Origin of the sequence: Thermodesulforhabdus norvegica (assembly GCF_900114975.1) — a bacterium.
Lineage (GTDB): Bacteria > Desulfobacterota > Syntrophobacteria > Syntrophobacterales > Thermodesulforhabdaceae > Thermodesulforhabdus > Thermodesulforhabdus norvegica.
This window is the reverse complement of the sequence record NZ_FOUU01000003.1, coordinates 121636-140098: the sequence shown is the minus strand read 5'-3', so window position 1 is coordinate 140098 and position 18463 is coordinate 121636. Positions and strand designations below refer to the sequence as shown.

Sequence of the window (18463 nt, the reverse complement as noted above, 5' to 3'; positions counted from 1 at the left end):
GCCCAATTATTTTCTTTGCCGATCTCTAGAAATACAGGAAATTAAAGCTCCGGTGGTCCGGAAGGAATAAGGCATACGAAGGTGAGTACTTCGGTGCCGGTATTCCTGATCTGATGTTCTTCTCCTCCCGGAATAAAAATGGCCGTTCCTTCCTCAATAGGAACCCACTGCCCCTTTTGCCAGACCGAACCACTTCCCTTATGGACGAATATCTCATGCTCCCAGTCATGAGCATGCAGAGGTGTATGGCCGCCGGGTTCGAGCTCAAAAATTCTCATGCAAAATTTTCCGGCGCCGTCATCTTTTCCGATCAAAACCCTTCCACGCACACCTTTTACTCCACCACCGTCCATCACTCTGGCAGGAACATCCCGATAGCGGACGACCTTCATCTGGTTTTCTCCTTTTCCAAACTTTTTATATCCTCTTCCGGAGGAAACAACTTCAGCAGCCTGCGGGCAAGCTGCTTCAGTTCGGGATCACGAAGCTCTTTTATGAATTTTTTGGATTCAGGAGTCAACGGATAGGTCTTAGCCTTCCTGAGCCGTCTTTTCTTTTTTTTGCCCTCTCGCTTCACTTCGGGTTCGGAAACCCCTGAACCTTTATCCCAAGCTTCAACGGGACCAACTTTGACGACCAGCTTACTAACCACTTCAACGGGAAAGCGGGAATTGATCTTGCAGATCAGATCCCGGGCATTCAGTTCCATGTGATGTTTCCAGACGCTGTCCAGCACATGTATCTTGAGTACGCCTTTTTTGAGGCTTACGGGAACCGCATACCTTGCTACCTGTTCTCCCACAATGTCTTCCCAACGGCCCAGAACACCACCCAGAGAAAAGGGCTGTTTTTCTATGAGTCTCTGAACAAGTTCGGAGACCGGAACCGGTTCTCTGGAAGTTTCCGACATTGTTATAAAAACCGTTAGCTTCCTTTGTCGTTTGCCCTCTGCCTATGCAATGCAGATACGAGGGTTTCAACCATTTTTTCTATACGCAGAATGCGAAACCTTATCTCATCCAGGTCATTGACGGCCGAATCTTGCTTTCGTCCCGATCCACCGTAAGTTTCCAGAAAGGCTTCGTAAAAAAAATCATCCATCAATGTAATGTAGTGCAACCACACCCTGTAGCCGATATAACCGATCAGGAAAACCACCATACAGGCCAAAAAGACATGGTAGAAAGCCCTGAAACTCAAGGCAACATACCGACCCAGATTGTGAACCGTAAAATCACCCTGAATAATTCCTGAAGCGAAGAAATAGAACCTGTAAAGACTGAGAATCCACCCCGACATAAGTAGAAGAAAGATTAGCTTTTTGATCACATTCCAATGATAACCTGCATAATTTACATCATAATTCGCAAGGCGGTGGTTGCAGGAAACCATAAGGTTTTCGGAAGGAAGTCTCTCCAACAACCACTTCATCCTTCTGTAAGGGTGAAGAAAGCCGTTTATCTCTTCGGGAGAGACCGTCGTCGGGTTTTTTATAGACCTTCGTCCTGAAAGTCTGATTACCGCAAACTCCTGGATTAGACCCCAGAGCAAAAAAAGACAGGAATAAACAAAAGAAAAAACGACAAAAAAACAAACGAAAGAACCCCATGGGGATTCAGTAACCCACTTGGCATTCCACCATGGGGTTTTATGCGTGAGGATTGGAATGTTAAGGTTAAGCAGGTGCAGGAGCACAGCCTTTACGGGCACCGCAAGCGCCGTGCTCAAACAGAGAAAAGCAAGCTTTTCCATTGTAAAACGAAACCGATAACTCCCGATGGATGCACTCATTCCCGGTACCCGAAAGCATAACCGGCTCCTGCACTTCCTTGATTGCTTTAAGCCCTTCCCGTCATTTCTTTAGGTATTCGGCCGGTTCTTATACACTCAGAGCGCAGGCGCCGGCCTACAATTTTTTCCACCATCCGGCCTATTCTCAAAACATGATCCACATCCACTCCTGTGTCAATACCCATTTCGTCCATCATAACGACCATGTCTTCCGTACAGACCAGCCCAACGATTTCAGGGTCCTTGTAATAGTATTCTCCCGTACCCCCTACGGGAACGCCGTCCACGAAGTTTGCCGGCTGTCCGCCGATGCCTCCAAGGGTCGATTCGAAATGGGTAACTCCGGCAAGCAGAGCCGCAAGGACGTTTGCAAGCCCCCAGCCCCTGGTGGTGTGAAAATGGGCAACATGTTTTGACGGGTCGGGTATTTCATCAAGCACCATGGAGAAATATTCGTAGACCCTGTCCGGTGAGGCAGATCCGTCGTGATCTGCATGCTCCACGTCATCGGCACCCATATCCAGCCATCGTTTGGTAAATTCCACAGCGGTTTTCATGTCCGTCCTTCCGGCTATGGGACATCCCCAGATGGTGCTCACAGTGCCGCAGATCTTCATACCTGCGTCCTTCACCTTGGGGAACCATTCTTCACACATCTTCCAGTACTCATCCAGGGTAAGGCCGGAGTTGACCTTATGATGAGCCTCACTGGTTGAAACCATCACAAGTATCCTGTCCGGCCCGTATCCTTCTTTTCTTGCCTGGATTGCCCGCTCGATGGCCTTTTCCCTGATTGTTATGGCCGTAATCTCAACCTGATCTATAAGATGCTTAACCCGCTTGGAGTTCCTGAGTTTTTTCAACAGTTCGTCAGCGTCCTTAAATTGAGGCATGCGTTTCGGGTTTCCGAAGTTGGTTACTTCAATGCGCTTGAACCCTGCCAAAATCAGTTCTTCGGCCACCCACAACTTGGCGTCAGTAGGGATAAACTTTTCCTCATGTTGAAATCCGTCTCTCACCGTAATGTCGCCCAGTACGACCTTCTTCGGATACTGCAGTTTTGCCATGTTCCCCTCCGTTTAAAATCTGAGATTCCCAAAGGCGGGTTCACCTATGGGCTTAAGCAGGCTCACCTCAAAAGCAAAAGCGAGCCAGTCCCTTATTTCCCGAAACTTCAATACGCGATCGTTAAGCAGTCTTGCTCCACAGAAAAACGGATGTGCCTCGCCATCGTACTTTTCGATCATCTTCTGTCTGAAGGCCTGTTTTTCACCTTCCGTCATGGGATTGCCGCTTGCAGCACGTTTCCTTTCTTCAATGGAGAGCAGAACTTCGGCGGCAGATCTCCCACTCATAACGGAAGTGCGTGCCCGCATTGTTGAGAAAAGGAAATGAGGCCTGTAAGCACGCCCGCACATACCGTAGTTGGCGGCACCGTTATCTGGCCCTATAACGAGCTGAATTTTCGGAACCTGAGCACACGACACGGCTCTGACCATATCGGCACCGTATTTTCCGATGCCCATATGTTCGGATTCGGACCCGACCATGTAGCTGGGAGAGCTCTGGATAAAAAGAAGAGGTATCTTTTCCTGGCAACAACGGATAATCCACTCGGTAGCCTTTCGTGCGGCTTCGACAAAAATTATTCCCAGCCCGTTGGCCGCAATAACCCCCACGGGAATCCCTTTGATTCTTATCTTCCCGGTGACTATGTTATCGCCTCTTCCCGGTGCGTACATCTTCTTGTATTCGATAAAATGGCTGTCATCGGCTATGGCCTGAATGAAGGCCCTGACGTTTATCCCCTGATGGATTTTCGCCGGCAGGATTTCGTATATCGTTTCCACCGGGACTCTGGGGGGCACCTCTGCATAGCGATGGATGTGGAGCTTTTGAGGTGGCTCCATGGAAAGGATTTCTCTGACAATCTGGATTCCTTCATCCTGGGTTTTACAAAAATAATCCGCTCCTCCGGATATCTGTGTATGCACCCGGGCGCCACCCAGATCTTCGGCGCTTATGACTTCACCCGTTGCCGCCTTGACCAGAGGGGGTCCTCCCAGAAAGGAGTAGGCCAGTTTATCTATCATCACCGCCTGGCATGCCATAAACACGATGTAGGCTCCACCGGCCGTGTTCCCTCCGGTGCTCAGGGTGATCTGCTTGAGCCCTTTGGCAGACATTCGGGCCATATTGTAAAACATGGAGCCGAAATGGCCGTCGTCGGGAAAAACATCGGCCTGCATAGGAAGGTAGGCCCCTCCGGAGTCGGCAATATAGACGCAGTTGAGCCCGCACTGCTCGGCTATTGCTTGAGCTCTCATGTGTTTTTTCAAGGTTATCGGGAAGTAGGTGCCTGCTTTTACACGGCTGTCGTTGGCTATAATCATGGTCCAGTTACCGTGGATCTTCCCTATACCGGTAACAATACCGCCACAGGGCACGTCCTCTACATCGGGATAATTCATACCGAACCCGGCGATGACCCCCAGTTCGTAAAATTCCGTGCCGGGATCAATGAGCTTTTGAATAAGCTGCCGCACGGGCTGTTTGCCCTGTTTTGCCAGGCGCTGTACTGCCTCTTCCCCGCCGGGCCACATGGCCCTGTACATAAGCTCATCCAGTTTGCGTTCCTCTTCCTCCCAAAACATTCTGTTTTCAACCCTGGGATCACTCATACAAAGCCCCCCTTTCGCCTCGAGGGATAGATAATCAGACCGTTAACGCCCTTTGTACACGGGTTTCCGTTTCTCCTTGAAAGCCCTGAGTCCCTCAAGTCTGTCTTCCGTCGGAATGGTTATCCAGTAAGCATTGGATTCAATGGCAAGGCCAGTGTGAATATCCACTTCCAGACCGTAGTTTATAGCGTATTTTGCCTGCTGAATGGCTATAGGTCCGGTTTCGCAGATCATCGAAGCCATTTCCATACACTCATCCATTAGCCTTTCTGGAGGGCATATTTTGTTGACAAGCCCTATGTCGAGGGCCTCCTGGGCATCAACCCTGCGGCCGGTAAAAATCAGCTCCTTGGCCTTGCCGCGGCCGATAAGCCTTGGGAGGCGCTGAGTTCCACCGGCTCCGGGGATAATGGCAAGCCGCGTCTCTGTCAGGCCCATGGTTGCCGTCGTAGAAGCAATTCTGATGTCGCAGGCCAGGGCAAGCTCCGTTCCGCCTCCAAGAGCAACACCGTTTATAGCCGCAATCACGGGTTTGTTCATGAATTCAATAAAGGTAAAGAGGTTCCTGATGGTAAAGATAAATTCCCGAACCTGATCTTCCGTCATGGTTGCACGCTCTTTGAGATCTGCCCCGGCACAGAAGGCTTTTTCCCCGGCACCTGTTATGATAACGACCCTTACGTACCTGTCGAAATGCAGGGCCTCCACCTTCTCTTTAAGTGCCCTCAGCATAGGAAAATTAAAGGCGTTCATGACTTCGGGTCTGTTAAGAGTAAGGATCACCACCTGATCTCGACGATCTTCCAATACCAGCTGTTGGCCGCTCATTCTCCATCTCCTCTTTTCAGAAGCTAAACCATCTTTTTCCTGGCAAAGGCTTCCCTTGTAAGCTCACGGGCAATAATCATCCGCCTGATCTCGTTGGTTCCCGCACCAATTTCATAGAGTTTTGCATCACGCCACAACTTCTGAACGGGGAATTCAAGACAGTAGCCGTACCCGCCGTGGATCTGCACGGCCTGGCTGCACACCCACGTGGCCGTCTCCGAGGCAAAAAGTATTGCAGCGGCCGCAAGCTTCGTGAGCTCCGTGCCCTTGCCGCCTCGTGGCGACCGCTGCGCCAGCTCGGCGGCGCGATATATGAGAAGCCTCGCTGCCTCGATCCTGGCATACATGTCGGCAAGCTTCTGCTGGATCATCTGAAAATTGGCAATGGGCTGACCGAATTGCTCACGCTGAACCGAATACTCAATGGAATATTCCAGAGCCTGCTCGGCCATACCGAGGCTACCACCCGCAAGCACGATTCTCTCAACGTCAAGCCCGCTGGTCATAACGGCCACACCCATGTTTTCCTGCCCTACAAGGTTCTCTGCAGGTACTTCACAGTCCTCAAAAACCAGTTCTCCCGTCGGAGAGCCTCTCATTCCGCACTTCTTGATCTTTCTGGACACGGAAAATCCGGGGAAGTCCTTTTCAACTATGAAGGCACTAATACCCTTGGCACCGAGTTCGGGCTGGGTCTTAGCATAAACAAGAAATATGTCAGCAACAGGCCCGTTGGTTATAAACATCTTGGTACCGTTGAGTATGTACTTATCTCCTTTTCTTACGGCACGGGTTCTGATGCTCATGGCATCTGAACCCGCATTGGGCTCCGTAAGTGCCAGAGCCCCTATTTTTTCACCCCTGACCATAGGCGGAAGATACTTTTCTTTCAGGTACTCACTGGCGTTCTTATGGATGTTGTGGGCGCAGAGATTCGAGTGAGCGGCATAGGTCATGGCCAGAGCGGGACATATCCGGCTCATCTGCTCTACCGCCAGAACCTGCATCAGCACATCACCACCGAGTCCCCCGTACTTTTCGTCTATGGTTATGCCGAGTATCCCGATTTCCGCGCACTTTTTAAAAAAATCGGGGGGAAACCAATCCTCTTCGTCTATCTTTTCCTGCAAGGGTCCCAGCTCCTGAAGAGCCCACTTATAAACGGTTTCTTTGATCATACGTTGTTCTTCGGTCAATTCGAAATCCATAAAACTCCCCTCCCTCAAAAACTAAAGCGATTAGTAAAACCTGAAAGGGTAGCCCTAAACCGGAACGAAGGTACCACGAAAAACACTCCAAAGGTCACGGGGATTGCAAGACGACAGGAACGGAAACAACGGAACAGCAAAACCAATTCTCACAGCAGTCGAACCAGGAACCTTCAAATTTTTACTTACGCCAAAGGAAAGCTCGATGTCAATGATGGCATCAAATTATTTTTGATAATCGAAAAAGGCTGGCAGGGGTTGGGGTTTTTTGAGAAAAATCTTCGCGGCGCTTTCTCTGCAGTGCTGCCCCACTTTCATCCGTTCTTTCACTGCCCGGTCAAGCATAGCAGGCAGGCCTCCGAAATAGGCGGGATGAATTCCCAGGGCTTTTTTCCATACGAAACCACTTTCCATGCAGAGATAAATACAGAGAGAAGGATCGAGTTTTCTCAATTGAGATGCCATGAAATGATACAGTTTTATTCTTATATCTCTGAAGTAACGCCTTTTTCCATCCGGAGAAGGTACAAACTCACCGCTTATGAGCTTCCAGCTGGGCCTCTTTAACAGAATTGCATCTTTCAGTTCAGGCATGTACCTGAAGCCCCCAAGACTGACGTAAACAACCCTTTCAACTGGAACCATGTCCCCTATCATCTGAACGACTTCGGCATACTCTTTCTCCCACCCCGGAAAGTAGAAAAGAGGGTCGAAGTGAAAGGCCAGGAAATAGCCTCGCTCCGCGCAACTCCTTGCGGCTCGAAGCCTGTCTTCCAGAGATGCGGCTCTGGATTCCTCGTTAACGGAAATGGAAGGGGCATTAAGAGACCAGCTCACTATCGTGTGACCATTATGATTAAGATCCAGTAAGCGTGAATAATGATCCGTCTTGGTTTTCAACTCGAGAACGGCGTTTTCCTTCCCGGCAAAAAAGGGAACAAGAAACTCACTCAGGCCCGTCCACGGGTCAAGAAGAAGAGAGTCGGTAAACTCTCCCGTTCCAATCCTGAACAGAAGATCGGGATTGGCCGAGAGGACCTCCGCTACCTCGCAAAGCATATCCCGGACATTACCGAAAATGGTCATGGTCGGTCTGTTGAGATAGGCCTGGAGAATACAATAAGTGCATCCGACGGAGCAATTTTCGCCGAAATGCAAAATGATGTATCCACAGCAGTGATAGAAGCGCGTTGCCGGACAGGATCTCAAGAAACGACCCTTAAATTCGATAACCTCAAGGACCCTTCGATCAGAAAGACCGGTCCGGGAGTGCAATTCTTCCTCCGTTACCCTTACTACGGGAACATGTTCGGGCAGGTTCATACGTAAATTTCGGGCGATAGGACCGTCCCAGACTCTTTCGGATATAAGAACCCTTCTGGGAAGATACCTATTCATCGGAATCCTCAAGGATTTTTTTCAGGCCCGATATGGTCTCTTTTCGCAGGAGCTTCTCCAGTCGATTCCTGAGTTCTTCAACATCGGCAAAAGATACGTTCAGGTTCCACTCATCACCTTCGAAAAACTCGGGTGGTTTAAGAGTTATATCAGGCGGCAGGGAAAGTTCTTTCAGGATCTTTCGAAAACTTCGTTCACGACGATCAAGAGCCGGATAGAGGCGCCTTCGCAAAAAGCTCCTCAGAAACTCGGTCTTATTCCTCGGGGTCAATCCGGAATCGTGGATAACCCTACGCACTTCCTCCTGCTCAATCACTTCGGCCCGGGAAGTATTATCAAGCCTTGCAATGTCATCAATAAGCTCGACCAGCTCTCTCTGGAGACTTACACTACACTTCAGAATACTCAGCAGTTCAACACAGGCTCTTCTGGATCTTTCGTCCCACCATACGATCCTGAAAAGCACCTTCTCGGATACACGACCTGCCACCACCTCTGCCACTTCATCCTGATCGAGCCCCGCAATTAGAAGCATGGTCTTGAACATGCGGGGTTTTCGGGGAATTTTCAGTAGAGGAAAGAAGCGCTCTTTAATCTCGTCGGGAGGGTAAAAATAAGAAAGCGCCTTTACAATACGGGCCTTTTCAATAATGTCAGGATCACGACGAGACAGAAGCTCAAAGACCTTCCAGGAAAGCAACTCTCTTTCGGGAATACTTTCAGGAAATACGATACAGGGAACCCTGCCATTCCTTCTTTCGGCCCACAGGATCCGGCAATAACCGTCAACGAGAAGGTACTGTGTCCCCTGCCTTCTGACCCACAGAGGACACAAAAGCACACCCGTGCGTTCAATAAAGTCTATAACGGCTTCAGCACGGTGAGCCGAAAAGTGGAACAATTCGCTTTTTGCTATCTCCTCTGGACTCAACCAGCAAAACTCAAAAGCTAAACTCATCTATCATCCAGCCCTTTACCGGAAAGCCTTACAAGTGCTTCAAGGTATCTCCTTCTCGTATTTTCGATCACCTCCTCGGGAAAATGAGGAGCCGGTTCTCCCGGTTTCCAGCCCGAGCCGATGAGAAAATCTCTTACATACTGCTTATCAAAGCTTTCCGGGTTGGTGCCCACCCTGTAAGTGTCTTTGGGCCAGAAGCGACTTGAATCCGGCGTCAGAACTTCATCTACTAGGGTAATTTCCCCATCAACCAAACCGAACTCGAACTTGGTATCCGCTATGATGATGCCTCGTTTTTCGGCATAGTCCGAAGCCCGTTTGTAGAGTTCAATACTGAGATCTCTCAGTCTTTCCGCGATGTCCTTTCCAACAATGTTCACCATTTCGTCAAAGGTTATGTTCTCATCATGCAGACCCTGTTCGGCTTTAGTGGACGGGGTGAAGATAGGCTCCGGAAGTTTTTCCGCAAGTTTCAACCCTTTGGGCAAAGTTATTCCACAGACGGTACCGTTCTTTTGATAATCCTTCCAGCCCGAACCGATGATGTAACCCCGGACTATGCATTCCACCGGGAACACCCGGGCCTTTTTAACCAGCATGGTCCTGCCGCGAAGCAAGTCCTCATACTCTCTACACTGATGTGGAAAGTCCCGGACCTCTGCCGATATAAGATGATTGGGGCAGACATCACGTAGATAGTCCAGCCAGAACAAAGAAAGCATGGTAAGGATACGGCCTTTGTCCGGAATTGGATCGGGCATCACAACGTCAAAAGCGGAAATTCTATCGGTTGCAACGATAAGAAGCCTGTCCCCGAGGTCGTAAATGTCTCTGACCTTACCGCGTCCCAGTAGCTTCAAACCCTCTATGTTCGTCTCATACACAGCCTTTCCCATTAGCCGTCCCCTTTCCTGCCTGGTAAAATTTAATGAGAAACTCTGCATCCTTTGGAGAAAGGTCAAAACGAAGGATTGCTTCGTTTATAATGGATTTCAGGGACCTTTGAGGGTCCTCCTGCATTTTTTCCGAAACCCATATTATAGCCTTCCTTACGGATTCACCTTCGGGCATGATGGTGGTCATAACATCCTCTCCCCTTCTGCTCTATTCTTTCCAGGATAATAAATTCTTCCGGTATCTCCCACAAAAATCGACTGGGCTTACAGAACCTTCCCTGCCGGCTCAGAGCCCAGGTAATGTGGAGCCTTTCAATAGCTCTGGTCATGGCCACGTACATAAGCCGGCGTTCTTCTTCCACCCCCTTGATGTTTTCCTGCAAGGAATCTTCGTCGAAGAGAGATCTCCAGTGAGGAATCAGGCCTTCTTCTACTCCGGCCACGAAAACTATCCTGAATTCCAGCCCTTTTGCGGCATGAAAGGTCATGAGCTTAACCCCTTCCTTGCCGTCCTGATCTTCATCCTGTTCTTCTCTGATGAGGGCACATTCTTCAAGGAATTCTTCTATGCCGGAGCTTTTCGACGCAACGTAAGTCAAAAGCTCGACATTTTCCAGTCTATTAATAAAATCCTCCCTGTCCCGGGCATACTCCTGCAGATAGGACTCGTAACCAACCTTGTCCATTACGAAGGATATAGCCTCTTTCGGCGACAACCCTGCAATCACACTGAGATGTTCTTTTAGTTGAGTCAGTTCCGCCGCGGCTTTTCCCGTTATCGTCCCTGATTGAAGGGCCAGCCAGCAAGCATCCTGAAGTGACGTCCCCGGTGATCTGAAGGAGTTAATCTTCTTGAGCGTCCCTGCTCCCACACCCCGGCGAGGAACGTTTATAATCCGCTCAAAGGCCAGATCGTCTCTCGGATTAACCGCACTGACGAGATAGGCATTTATATCCTGAATCTCCTTGCTCTCGTAAAAGCCCCTGGCACCGACGATCCTATAAGGTATGCGCAACTTCCGAAAGGCTTCTTCAAAAGCCTTTGAACAAAACCTCGTCCTGTAAAGCACCGCCATATCATGCCACGGAATTCCGTGCCCGGAAAAATATTCTCTGCACTTATGGGCAATCCACTCGGCTTCATCGCGTTCGTCAAAAAGCTCCTTTGCCAATATGGGAGGACCCTCTTTGAGGCTGTAACAGCGTTTTTCCATTTTCATGCGGTTATGGGCGATCAGGGCATTTGATGCAGAAACAATCGTTGACGTGGAGCGATAATTCTGCTCCAGCTTTACAATACTGCATCCGGGAAAGGACTCCGGAAAGGTCAGAAAAAACCGGGGTTCAGCTCCTCTGAAGGTGTATATGCTCTGGTAGTCGTCGCCCACCACGGTAAGGTTTCCGTTTCTGACCAGGAGCTCCATAATGTCGTTTTGAAGCCTGTTGGAGTCCTGAAACTCATCCACAAGTATGTAATCAAAAAGTTCCTGGTAATGCCTTCTTACATCAGGCCACTTCTGCATAATCTCCTTGACCAACAGGAGAATATCGTCGAAATCGACGGCATTCTGGCTCCTGAGGATTTCATTGTAGCGATCATAAATTCCCCTGATTCCCGGCACACTCATCTTTTTGCTTTCCATGAATGCGTAAGGATCTCCGCTGTTCTTTGCCATTGAAATTAGCCACTTAGCGGGCTGAAGATATTTCTTATCGACATTTAACTCCAGTAAAACCCCTTTCAGAATTGTTGTCTGCTGAGAATCGCTCCTCACGGAAATGGGTCTCTCAAGGCCCACCCTATGGCACTCCTGCTTAAGTATCCTGAAACAGGCACTGTGAAAGGTCCTGACCCAGGGAAAGGCTTCCTCATCCAGCCCCGTCATGGCTCTGAGGCGCGACTTCATCTCATCGGCGGCTTTATTGGTAAAGGTTATGGCAAGAATCCTTTGAGGCGAATAGCCGCATTCTTTCACAAGGTACGCAATCTTCGCCGTCAATGTTCGCGTCTTTCCGCTTCCCGCACCGGCAGCAACTATTACGGGACTGGAGGTACACCTAACGGCCTTTTCCTGTTCCGGAGACAAACCGACCATTTCCATATTGAGCAAATCCCCCTGATTACAAATCTGAACACGAAGGTCATAAAGATAGTCTCAAACAAAGTACGCCACAAGCTCAATCTGGCTCCGTACTGCCGTGAGCGATGAAAATAAGGGATAATCAAAGATTCTGGCTAAGGCGCGAAAATCCCGCTCGTTTCGGCCGGGTTCGCCGTAGAAAGCAGGTGTAATTTTACGATGATCAATATGCTTGAGGTGCACGAAGAGCTACCTGATGTCTGGCGAAACGGGTGCCGGAGTTACAATCCCGGGGGCGATTTTTCAGTAGTCGTTCGAAGCGCAAAAGTACAGAGAAAACTCCAGCAGCCCTGATCAAAGGATTGGACTTTACAGAAAATTCGCCAGAAGGACACCTCATTTCTACAGGCTATTCCTTCGCAGATCGAACTTGGGAATCGCTATTGGAGCTTACCCAAAAACGGAGCCCACGTATTCGGGAACCGTTAAAAGGTTAATGCAAAGGGCTTTAAAGACGGCAAGTCCGTAACCATCGTAGATAAGTGTGAATCAGGATCCCTCAAAAGGAGGCCGATGCTTAACGCCCAAGTCCTGGGACGTCGAAGACCCTCACAATTCTCCCCGGCAGGTGCACGCCTTCCGACAAAAATTACAAAAATGTTTCTGTAAAAAACAGCTAGCTCATCGCAATCCTCTCAAATCGGGTCGAATTTTCCGACCATTCCACCCTTATAGATACCTGAAACAATTAAGCCGTTAACCGTTCTCGGTAAACCCACTCCGAGAAAGGCGTCCCGATGAATTTAGTCAGCACCAGCTCGGCCTCACAAATTAAATAATTATCCTACATCACTAAACAATACGGATTCGACAAACCTAAGAGAGACTTTGTTATATCGTTCCCAGGGGCGCTTTTAGAATACCAGAGGAAGCAACCTCTCTGACCCTTAGGGTACCAGAGTGCCCACCATTGGTTTACTATCAGACATCTGCGGATCAAATTACCGATAGGTGAAAGGAAAGAACTTATCACGCTCTTTCCAGATTTTTCCGAGACGGCCTTTCACAGCGTTAAAATCTTCGGAAAAACCTGCGCCTAAAAGGCCTTCAAAATGGGTGACATTAAAACCTTTTAGTCGGCTGACTTCTGCCTCTATTTGCTTCATTCCTTCCATTATTTCCTGTTCCGAGGCAAGCTCTTCATTGCACAAAGCGGCAAGAGGTAAAAGACCGAAAAGGCGCCTTGGACCCTTAAGATTAAGGGCAACGGTCAGTGACTTAACCCAGGCCTGGCGCTTACGATCTCTTTCTCTCAGAATTCTACCGAGATTAAACAGAATGAGTTGAAAAGGATGAGAGAATTCATCATTATTCAGCAGCCGATTAATTGTATCCACAGGTATTATCATTCCCTCATCCGTGTCCGCTGCGAACCGCATAAGAGCTGCAAGCTCATACTTTCCTAAGCTGCATTTCAGGTTATCCAGGGTTTTTACATTGAGATAGGGCAAGAGATATTCCCGGGCTTCCTTGAATTGGCCCGCATCCAGGTATCCATATATCATGTAATTAAATTCTCTGCGCCAGTCTTCGCAATACTCTCTGATTTGTCCATCACCGAAGGCCTTCTGGGCTCTTCTCACATACTCTTCGAGACGGGTCAGATAAGAAGGGCCGAGAAAGCCGTAATTCTGCGCAACCGTTCCGTACATTCGACCCAATACGGGATAAGCCTCAAAAGAATCACAATTGTAGAGTGTCTCAAGCTTCTCCAGTACCGACCTGAATCCTTCCGGTAACTCTTCACTGAACCGAAAATTCAGGTGCCGCATCTGCACAAATAGCCTGTTGTGATAATCAGCAAGAAATTCAAGCTGTTGAGGGGTTCTGGCAATCTTTGCCAGGGCCTGATCTGCCAGCACACGCCAACTTCTGGCCTCATCAACAGCCCCTTCGGTACAGGCGTATGCCCAACCACAGAGCGAAATATGCCAGAGAGCCAGGGGATCAACCCGACTTGAAGCCTTTTCGACCACGACCAATAAAGGCCTGACGAGATACTCTCCCAGATCGGGATGGTAGCTTCGGATATAGCATAGTCTCGACAGGTTTTCTGCAAAAAGCCTGGCGTTTTCCGGTGATTCAAGAATATACCCCACCGTTTTGATATATCTGTCCCGAAAAAGACGGTACTTCGTCACCTTAAGTTCGATCCGTCCTATCTTAGAGGCCATCAATTCCGGACTGGACATCATAGAGGCTGTATTAAGGGTTTTTTCCCGGGAGCCAGGGACACAGGAAGCCAGAACCCATTCAAGCTCTTCCAGACCGGATACGGGAATGGTTTCCACGCCACAACGAATCCGTACCCGCTGAGCCGGTAAACCGGCCCCATAGACAAGAACTTTAAACCCGTGTCGCGCCGCAATGGCAGCCTTTTTACCGATAAAGCCCGGTTCGGAAAATTTACCGGAAGTGGTTACTCCCCCGGAAAAGAGTAAAGGCAATCCTTCCTCCCCGATTTCTCTGTGGGCACAGATGGCACCGGCACAAACCGCAAGTCCCGGCGACGATCCGCATATTTGAAGACTCTCGTGATCGGGCAAAAGAGGTATAATTAAAAGGTCACAATTTAGGTAGCCAGATGTCAGCTCAACGGCCTTTTCCACAGATCTCCGGGCCTGCTCATCGGCAACGCGTAACCACCAGGAAGGCAACGCCGACAACGATCCGCAATTCCCAGCACCTACCAGAAAACAGCATACTCGGCCTGCGGCTTCTTCGCGCACCCCGGGATTGACCATTACCCATGGGGCCACAGCCCAATTCATGGATTGAAAGAAATCGGCGGAAATGCCGTGGCTCAGAGCAAAATCATCAACGAAGTGCTCCAGGTTGAGTTTACCGCGAAGTTCAACACGGGTAAGAGTTGCGGCAAATAATATTGCTTTCAGGAATTCCCACAGCCTGACGGGGAGTTCGGTTTCGCATCGCCCTATCAGTAAGCCGAGATCTTCTGCATCTTCCTGCCACCGCCAGTTATAGGGAGCCACATGGCCCGTCATTATCCTCTCATTCAGGCCTCCCCAACTATTCCATACCAGGAGCTCACGAATTGACCAGCTGGAGGGTATTATCGGGTACATATCAGGAGGGCCAGGTCGCCATGGTTTTTGACATCTTCGGAAAACCCCGAAAATATCACCCGGAAGAAGCCAGTTTCCGGGTCAAAGAAGGCAAAGTCGGCTCTTAACAGCACATCCCCTTTATCCCTGTGTTTCCACAGGGCGTGTATTCCGGCATCGTCAGAAAACTCACCCGAAACCTGACCGCCTATCACCAGCCGATCTCCCTTTTCATCCCAGAATGTAACCCGACCCGGAATTGTTTTAACGTAAACTCTAAAAGTTGTAAGGTATGCCACATTTACCGGCACAATCCTGAATTCTTCCGTCGAATCGGCAGCAGCCAGTTGACAAGAGATTTCGTAATCGTCGGTGGGCTTTGCAAGGGCCAGCATGTCTAAAAGCGTCGAAGCATTTTCGGGAAGTTTTGCTTCAACAAAGCTTTTATCGTCAAGATTCGCTATAAGGTCGGCAACATCGGCCCTATAACCGTTCATAATCTCATCCCAGACCTTGAATACAAAAATGGCCGCAACTTCAGCTTCCATTTTTCGAAAATATCGCTGAACCGGCGTAGGAATATCCCGATGCTCTCGGAATGTATCGGAGTGGTTGAATTGGAAGGTTCCCTCATACCTGGCTAAATATTTAGTGGGGAAAGGAAAGGTGTTCCACATTTCGGCAAATAGTCCCCGGTCTATCTCAACATCCCCGTCAAAGGCGAGAGACTCCTCAAAATGCACAGGGGCAACTCGGACCAGGTCGTCGTCCAGTTTTTCAACAACAAGGACGAGAATGGGATTGTGATACCTGTCTTCTTCGTCATACCCGGCAAGAGACTCATCGGTGCGCCAGAGCTGGCCGGGGGCAACCACAGAGGGCCTTGTCAAGGGCTCCGTCTGTTCAAACAGCATCGGGACCGGGCCTGCATCAACCCATTCCCGGCAGAACAAGCACTTTCTCAAGTGAGCTTCCTCCAGTTCTCGATCGGGGGGACAAAATCGCAGTTCCATCATCCGCCTTAACGCCGCCTTCTGCTCCAGAATCTTATCCATTCTTACTCCCGATTTTACCCGGCCGATTAACCAGATCGGGTTAAGCGCCGGGCTTCACGACTATCTTGAGAATTCGATTGACAGGGTCTTATATAACACACCAAGGATTTCATTTGTTATTACGGTTTTCCAGTGACTTTTTGCAAAATTCCAGAAGATATTCCATGAAGTCGTTAAAAATTTCCCGATCTAGATCGGGGGGCGATAAGTTGGGTTCGGTTACGCAACAGTCCCTTATCTTTTCATAAGCCTTTTCCTTTATGTAAGCTGCAGAAGATGCGCTCGAATAATTCATCTCATCAGCTATACGCTCAAGGGTCTTTCCTTCACGCAAGTGTTTGAGAATAACCTCTTTTTCTTTATCACTCAACCTGGCGGCACAACACCCGGCAAGATTCCTAATAAAGCTCTTCATCAAGTTACGCTCTTTCTCCCGATAATCGGCATTCCAATTTCCGTCCGGGAATCCTTCGAATTCTAAATCACCGCCATCGCAGCTCGTTACCACGGGCAAATTTAAAAAGCTCATTATGTATCCCGCCAGGTCTTTCACCCCGACCCACAGATGCCTTGAATGACGACGGGCAACCAGGCGCCAGAAATACTCGGCCACCCTGATAACGGTTTTTTCCTCATAGATGTTTTTCTCCGACACATCTTCCGGAAAAGCCCACTCGCTGTATCCGACACTTCCGCCCGTGTAAATATTCCCCGGGTCACAAGATACTGCACCATCAAAGGAGTAATAAACGGCGTTGCCGAATCTGGCAAAGGAGATTTCAGGATGAGAAGAAAGCACAGTTCTCAACCGGGAGTAAAGGTAACGGGCCGGAGAAACGCCTTTTACTCTAATTTTATCCCTTAAATGGTTCAGATAGGATTGCACAATCCACGACACAACATAGCGATTCCCGGCTTTTATAAAATTTTCAAAGGGCTTCTTTTCTTCCCATTCATCAGCATGTTCACAGAGATAAATCCACAGATCTGCAGCCAGATCTTCAGGCGCAGTGTTAAATTGTGAACTAAAGCTCTGAAGCCCTGCGTCGCGAATTCTGCGGCTCAAAAATTGGGAAATCCTTTGTATAATAGGCCAGGCCTGTTCTGTTTTGAGCCATTCCTGCCACGTCATTTAAATGCTCTCTTAGCTTAAACACCCTGCTTAACACATTCCTCCGGCACAGTTCCCATGTACCTGAGCTGTCCTATCCACTTTGCGCTAAAGGGAAGGCTAAAGGCGAACTTCTCAAGCAGGAAGGATGTTCTCGCCATGAGTTTTGACGTATGCTCGAGAACACATCCGGCACGAATATAACGAGCTCCGCTAACATACTTAGACGTGCACGGGCAGACCCTGTGATAGGTTTCGGCGGGATAAACTTCGAGAACGAATATGGGATGACTTGAGCCGGCGGACCGCTTCTTTGCGGGAAAACTCCCGGTAATCTTTTTCAAAACGCTATCAGGTGCCCCCATAAAAAACATTCCGGGTTTCCACAGTTTGATACCCAGAAAGCTTAACCCTTCGGAGATTTTCCCCAGATCCGGTTCAACCAGGCGCCATATTTCGTCGCTATAGGTCACAACGCGACCTCACCTAAAGATTCAGGTCACCTTGGTTATTTCACTTATTGGTAACGCAACATAAATAAAAACATCTTTCCTGTCAATCGATCCAGAACTACCCTGGATCAGTTCAGGACACTTTTCAACAAGCGCTCATATACCTTTGAAATGGATACTCCAGACAGATCGGAAAAGGCTCTCAGAAGGTATATCAACAGGTTAAACTATAAACCTTGCGACAATTTCCTGGGAAGGCCCGGTAAAATGGACCCAGGCTAACCGTGAAGGCCAGTTGCCCGGGCCGTTTATACATAGGTGGGTGTTTCACTCTTCAAGCTCGTAAGACCAAAAATGGGCTATATTCATGTGTTTCACAAATTCTTCGATCTCCGGAGGAAAATCATGAGCCACCATAACCGGAAAAAGCTCGAACTCCTCCTGTTCTGCTATCTTCCCGGCATATTTTTCGAACCTTCTTATCTCTTTTTTCGACGGCCTGACCTTGCACTCGCCTAAAATTAGAACCTTTCGGCCGTCCTTTTTTCCATAACCGTAAATGTTTACCTGAATCTGTTTGTTGCCTACCGCTACATATTTTCTTACGAGTTTCCCCTCAACCTCAACACCGTATCTCTCCCGAAGCAGACGGGGTAGCCTGGTATACGTTCTGTTTTCAAGACTGTATCCTACGGAATGAGATATTCCCTCGAGTCTCTCTTCAATGGCATCAACCCTTTTTACAAGGATTCGTATCTCTTCCTCCGTCTTCTTCTGCGCCTCCGCAAGCTGCTCTACCTTCAAAGCAAGAGAATTAAGCCTCTCGTCCGTCCTACGCTGCGCCTCCGCCAACTCCTCAACCCTGGCCTCTGTGCGCCT

17 protein-coding genes are annotated in these 18463 nt (G+C 49.0%); all 17 read right to left on the bottom strand.

The genetic code is table 11. From position 1 onward, the window contains the following. Window positions 1-41: 41 nt before the first annotated feature. Window positions 42-392 (bottom strand): cupin domain-containing protein, encoded by a 351-nt coding sequence (locus BM091_RS06695; protein WP_093394461.1) that lies wholly within the window; start codon window positions 390-392, stop codon window positions 42-44. Next, a complete protein-coding gene (locus tag BM091_RS06690; RefSeq protein WP_093394460.1) occupies window positions 389-910 on the bottom strand; it encodes a DciA family protein in 522 nt (173 codons plus the stop codon). Before BM091_RS06690 ends, BM091_RS06695 begins: the two co-directional genes overlap by 4 nt. A 14-nt stretch (window positions 911-924) precedes the next feature. Beyond that, the gene (locus BM091_RS06685; RefSeq protein ID WP_093394458.1) at window positions 925-1791 is read right to left on the bottom strand and encodes a hypothetical protein; all 867 of its coding nucleotides are present in this window, start codon (window positions 1789-1791) and stop codon (window positions 925-927) included. Between the two features lie 47 nt (window positions 1792-1838). Continuing rightward, window positions 1839-2858, bottom strand: a complete 1020-nt coding sequence (locus BM091_RS06680) for a beta/alpha barrel domain-containing protein (RefSeq protein WP_093394457.1) — start codon at window positions 2856-2858, stop codon at window positions 1839-1841. 12 nt (window positions 2859-2870) lie between these two features. Beyond that, on the bottom strand, window positions 2871-4472 hold the full coding sequence (locus BM091_RS06675; protein WP_093394455.1) for an acyl-CoA carboxylase subunit beta: 1602 nt from the start codon (window positions 4470-4472) through the stop codon (window positions 2871-2873). Between the two features lie 42 nt (window positions 4473-4514). Then, window positions 4515-5300 (bottom strand): enoyl-CoA hydratase, encoded by a 786-nt coding sequence (locus BM091_RS06670; protein ID WP_093394454.1) that lies wholly within the window; start codon window positions 5298-5300, stop codon window positions 4515-4517. 23 nt (window positions 5301-5323) lie between these two features. After that, complete coding sequence (locus BM091_RS06665; protein ID WP_093394452.1) at window positions 5324-6508, bottom strand: acyl-CoA dehydrogenase family protein; 1185 nt, start codon at window positions 6506-6508, stop codon at window positions 5324-5326. 225 nt (window positions 6509-6733) lie between these two features. Next, complete coding sequence (locus BM091_RS06660) at window positions 6734-7906, bottom strand: SPL family radical SAM protein (protein WP_093394451.1); 1173 nt, start codon at window positions 7904-7906, stop codon at window positions 6734-6736. After that, window positions 7899-8864: a hypothetical protein gene (locus BM091_RS06655; protein ID WP_143083116.1), complete on the bottom strand. Its 966-nt coding sequence runs from the start codon at window positions 8862-8864 to the stop codon at window positions 7899-7901. The genes BM091_RS06660 and BM091_RS06655 overlap by 8 nt, the downstream gene beginning before the upstream one ends. Beyond that, window positions 8861-9760 carry a phosphoribosylaminoimidazolesuccinocarboxamide synthase gene (locus tag BM091_RS06650; RefSeq protein WP_093394448.1) on the bottom strand — a complete coding sequence of 300 codons (900 nt, stop codon included), beginning with the start codon at window positions 9758-9760 and terminating at the stop codon, window positions 8861-8863. Before BM091_RS06650 ends, BM091_RS06655 begins: the two co-directional genes overlap by 4 nt. After that, complete coding sequence (locus BM091_RS06645; protein WP_093394446.1) at window positions 9741-9947, bottom strand: hypothetical protein; 207 nt, start codon at window positions 9945-9947, stop codon at window positions 9741-9743. Before BM091_RS06645 ends, BM091_RS06650 begins: the two co-directional genes overlap by 20 nt. Then, window positions 9922-11862, bottom strand: a complete 1941-nt coding sequence (locus tag BM091_RS06640) for an ATP-dependent helicase (RefSeq protein ID WP_093394445.1) — start codon at window positions 11860-11862, stop codon at window positions 9922-9924. The genes BM091_RS06645 and BM091_RS06640 overlap by 26 nt, the downstream gene beginning before the upstream one ends. Window positions 11863-12842: 980 nt before the next feature. After that, complete coding sequence (locus BM091_RS06635) at window positions 12843-14906, bottom strand: hypothetical protein (RefSeq protein WP_093394443.1); 2064 nt, start codon at window positions 14904-14906, stop codon at window positions 12843-12845. 68 nt (window positions 14907-14974) lie between these two features. Further along, window positions 14975-16021: a hypothetical protein gene (locus tag BM091_RS06630; RefSeq protein ID WP_093394442.1), complete on the bottom strand. Its 1047-nt coding sequence runs from the start codon at window positions 16019-16021 to the stop codon at window positions 14975-14977. A 109-nt stretch (window positions 16022-16130) separates the two neighbouring features. Further along, entirely contained in the window at window positions 16131-17153 is a 1023-nt protein-coding gene (locus BM091_RS06625; RefSeq protein ID WP_093394441.1) for an RNA polymerase sigma factor sigma-70 region 4 domain-containing protein, read from the bottom strand. A gap of 17 nt (window positions 17154-17170) precedes the next feature. After that, window positions 17171-17605, bottom strand: coding sequence for a hypothetical protein (locus tag BM091_RS06620; RefSeq protein ID WP_093394439.1), 435 nt, complete (start codon window positions 17603-17605; stop codon window positions 17171-17173). Window positions 17606-17911: 306 nt separating this feature from the next. After that, on the bottom strand, window positions 17912-18463 hold a 552-nt coding region (locus BM091_RS06615), incomplete at its 5' end, for a hypothetical protein (RefSeq protein WP_093394438.1).

Bases quoted from the DNA above. Each gene is read 5' to 3' on its own strand.
- BM091_RS06675 (WP_093394455.1), bottom strand. From the start codon at position 4,472: ATGAGTGATCCCAGGGTTGAAAACAGAATGTTTTGGGAGGAAGAGGAA.
- BM091_RS06670 (WP_093394454.1), bottom strand. From the start codon at position 5,300: ATGAGCGGCCAACAGCTGGTATTGGAAGATCGTCGAGATCAGGTGGTG.
- BM091_RS06680 (WP_093394457.1), bottom strand. From the start codon at position 2,858: ATGGCAAAACTGCAGTATCCGAAGAAGGTCGTACTGGGCGACATTACG.
- BM091_RS06655 (WP_143083116.1), bottom strand. From the start codon at position 8,864: ATGAGTTTAGCTTTTGAGTTTTGCTGGTTGAGTCCAGAGGAGATAGCA.
- BM091_RS06665 (WP_093394452.1), bottom strand. From the start codon at position 6,508: ATGGATTTCGAATTGACCGAAGAACAACGTATGATCAAAGAAACCGTT.
- BM091_RS06630 (WP_093394442.1), bottom strand. From the start codon at position 16,021: ATGGATAAGATTCTGGAGCAGAAGGCGGCGTTAAGGCGGATGATGGAA.
- BM091_RS06635 (WP_093394443.1), bottom strand. From the start codon at position 14,906: ATGACGGGCCATGTGGCTCCCTATAACTGGCGGTGGCAGGAAGATGCA.
- BM091_RS06660 (WP_093394451.1), bottom strand. From the start codon at position 7,906: ATGAATAGGTATCTTCCCAGAAGGGTTCTTATATCCGAAAGAGTCTGG.
- BM091_RS06625 (WP_093394441.1), bottom strand. From the start codon at position 17,153: ATGACGTGGCAGGAATGGCTCAAAACAGAACAGGCCTGGCCTATTATA.
- BM091_RS06690 (WP_093394460.1), bottom strand. From the start codon at position 910: ATGTCGGAAACTTCCAGAGAACCGGTTCCGGTCTCCGAACTTGTTCAG.
- BM091_RS06695 (WP_093394461.1), bottom strand. From the start codon at position 392: ATGAAGGTCGTCCGCTATCGGGATGTTCCTGCCAGAGTGATGGACGGT.
- BM091_RS06640 (WP_093394445.1), bottom strand. From the start codon at position 11,862: ATGGAAATGGTCGGTTTGTCTCCGGAACAGGAAAAGGCCGTTAGGTGT.
- BM091_RS06650 (WP_093394448.1), bottom strand. From the start codon at position 9,760: ATGGGAAAGGCTGTGTATGAGACGAACATAGAGGGTTTGAAGCTACTG.
- BM091_RS06645 (WP_093394446.1), bottom strand. From the start codon at position 9,947: ATGACCACCATCATGCCCGAAGGTGAATCCGTAAGGAAGGCTATAATA.
- BM091_RS06685 (WP_093394458.1), bottom strand. From the start codon at position 1,791: ATGAGTGCATCCATCGGGAGTTATCGGTTTCGTTTTACAATGGAAAAG.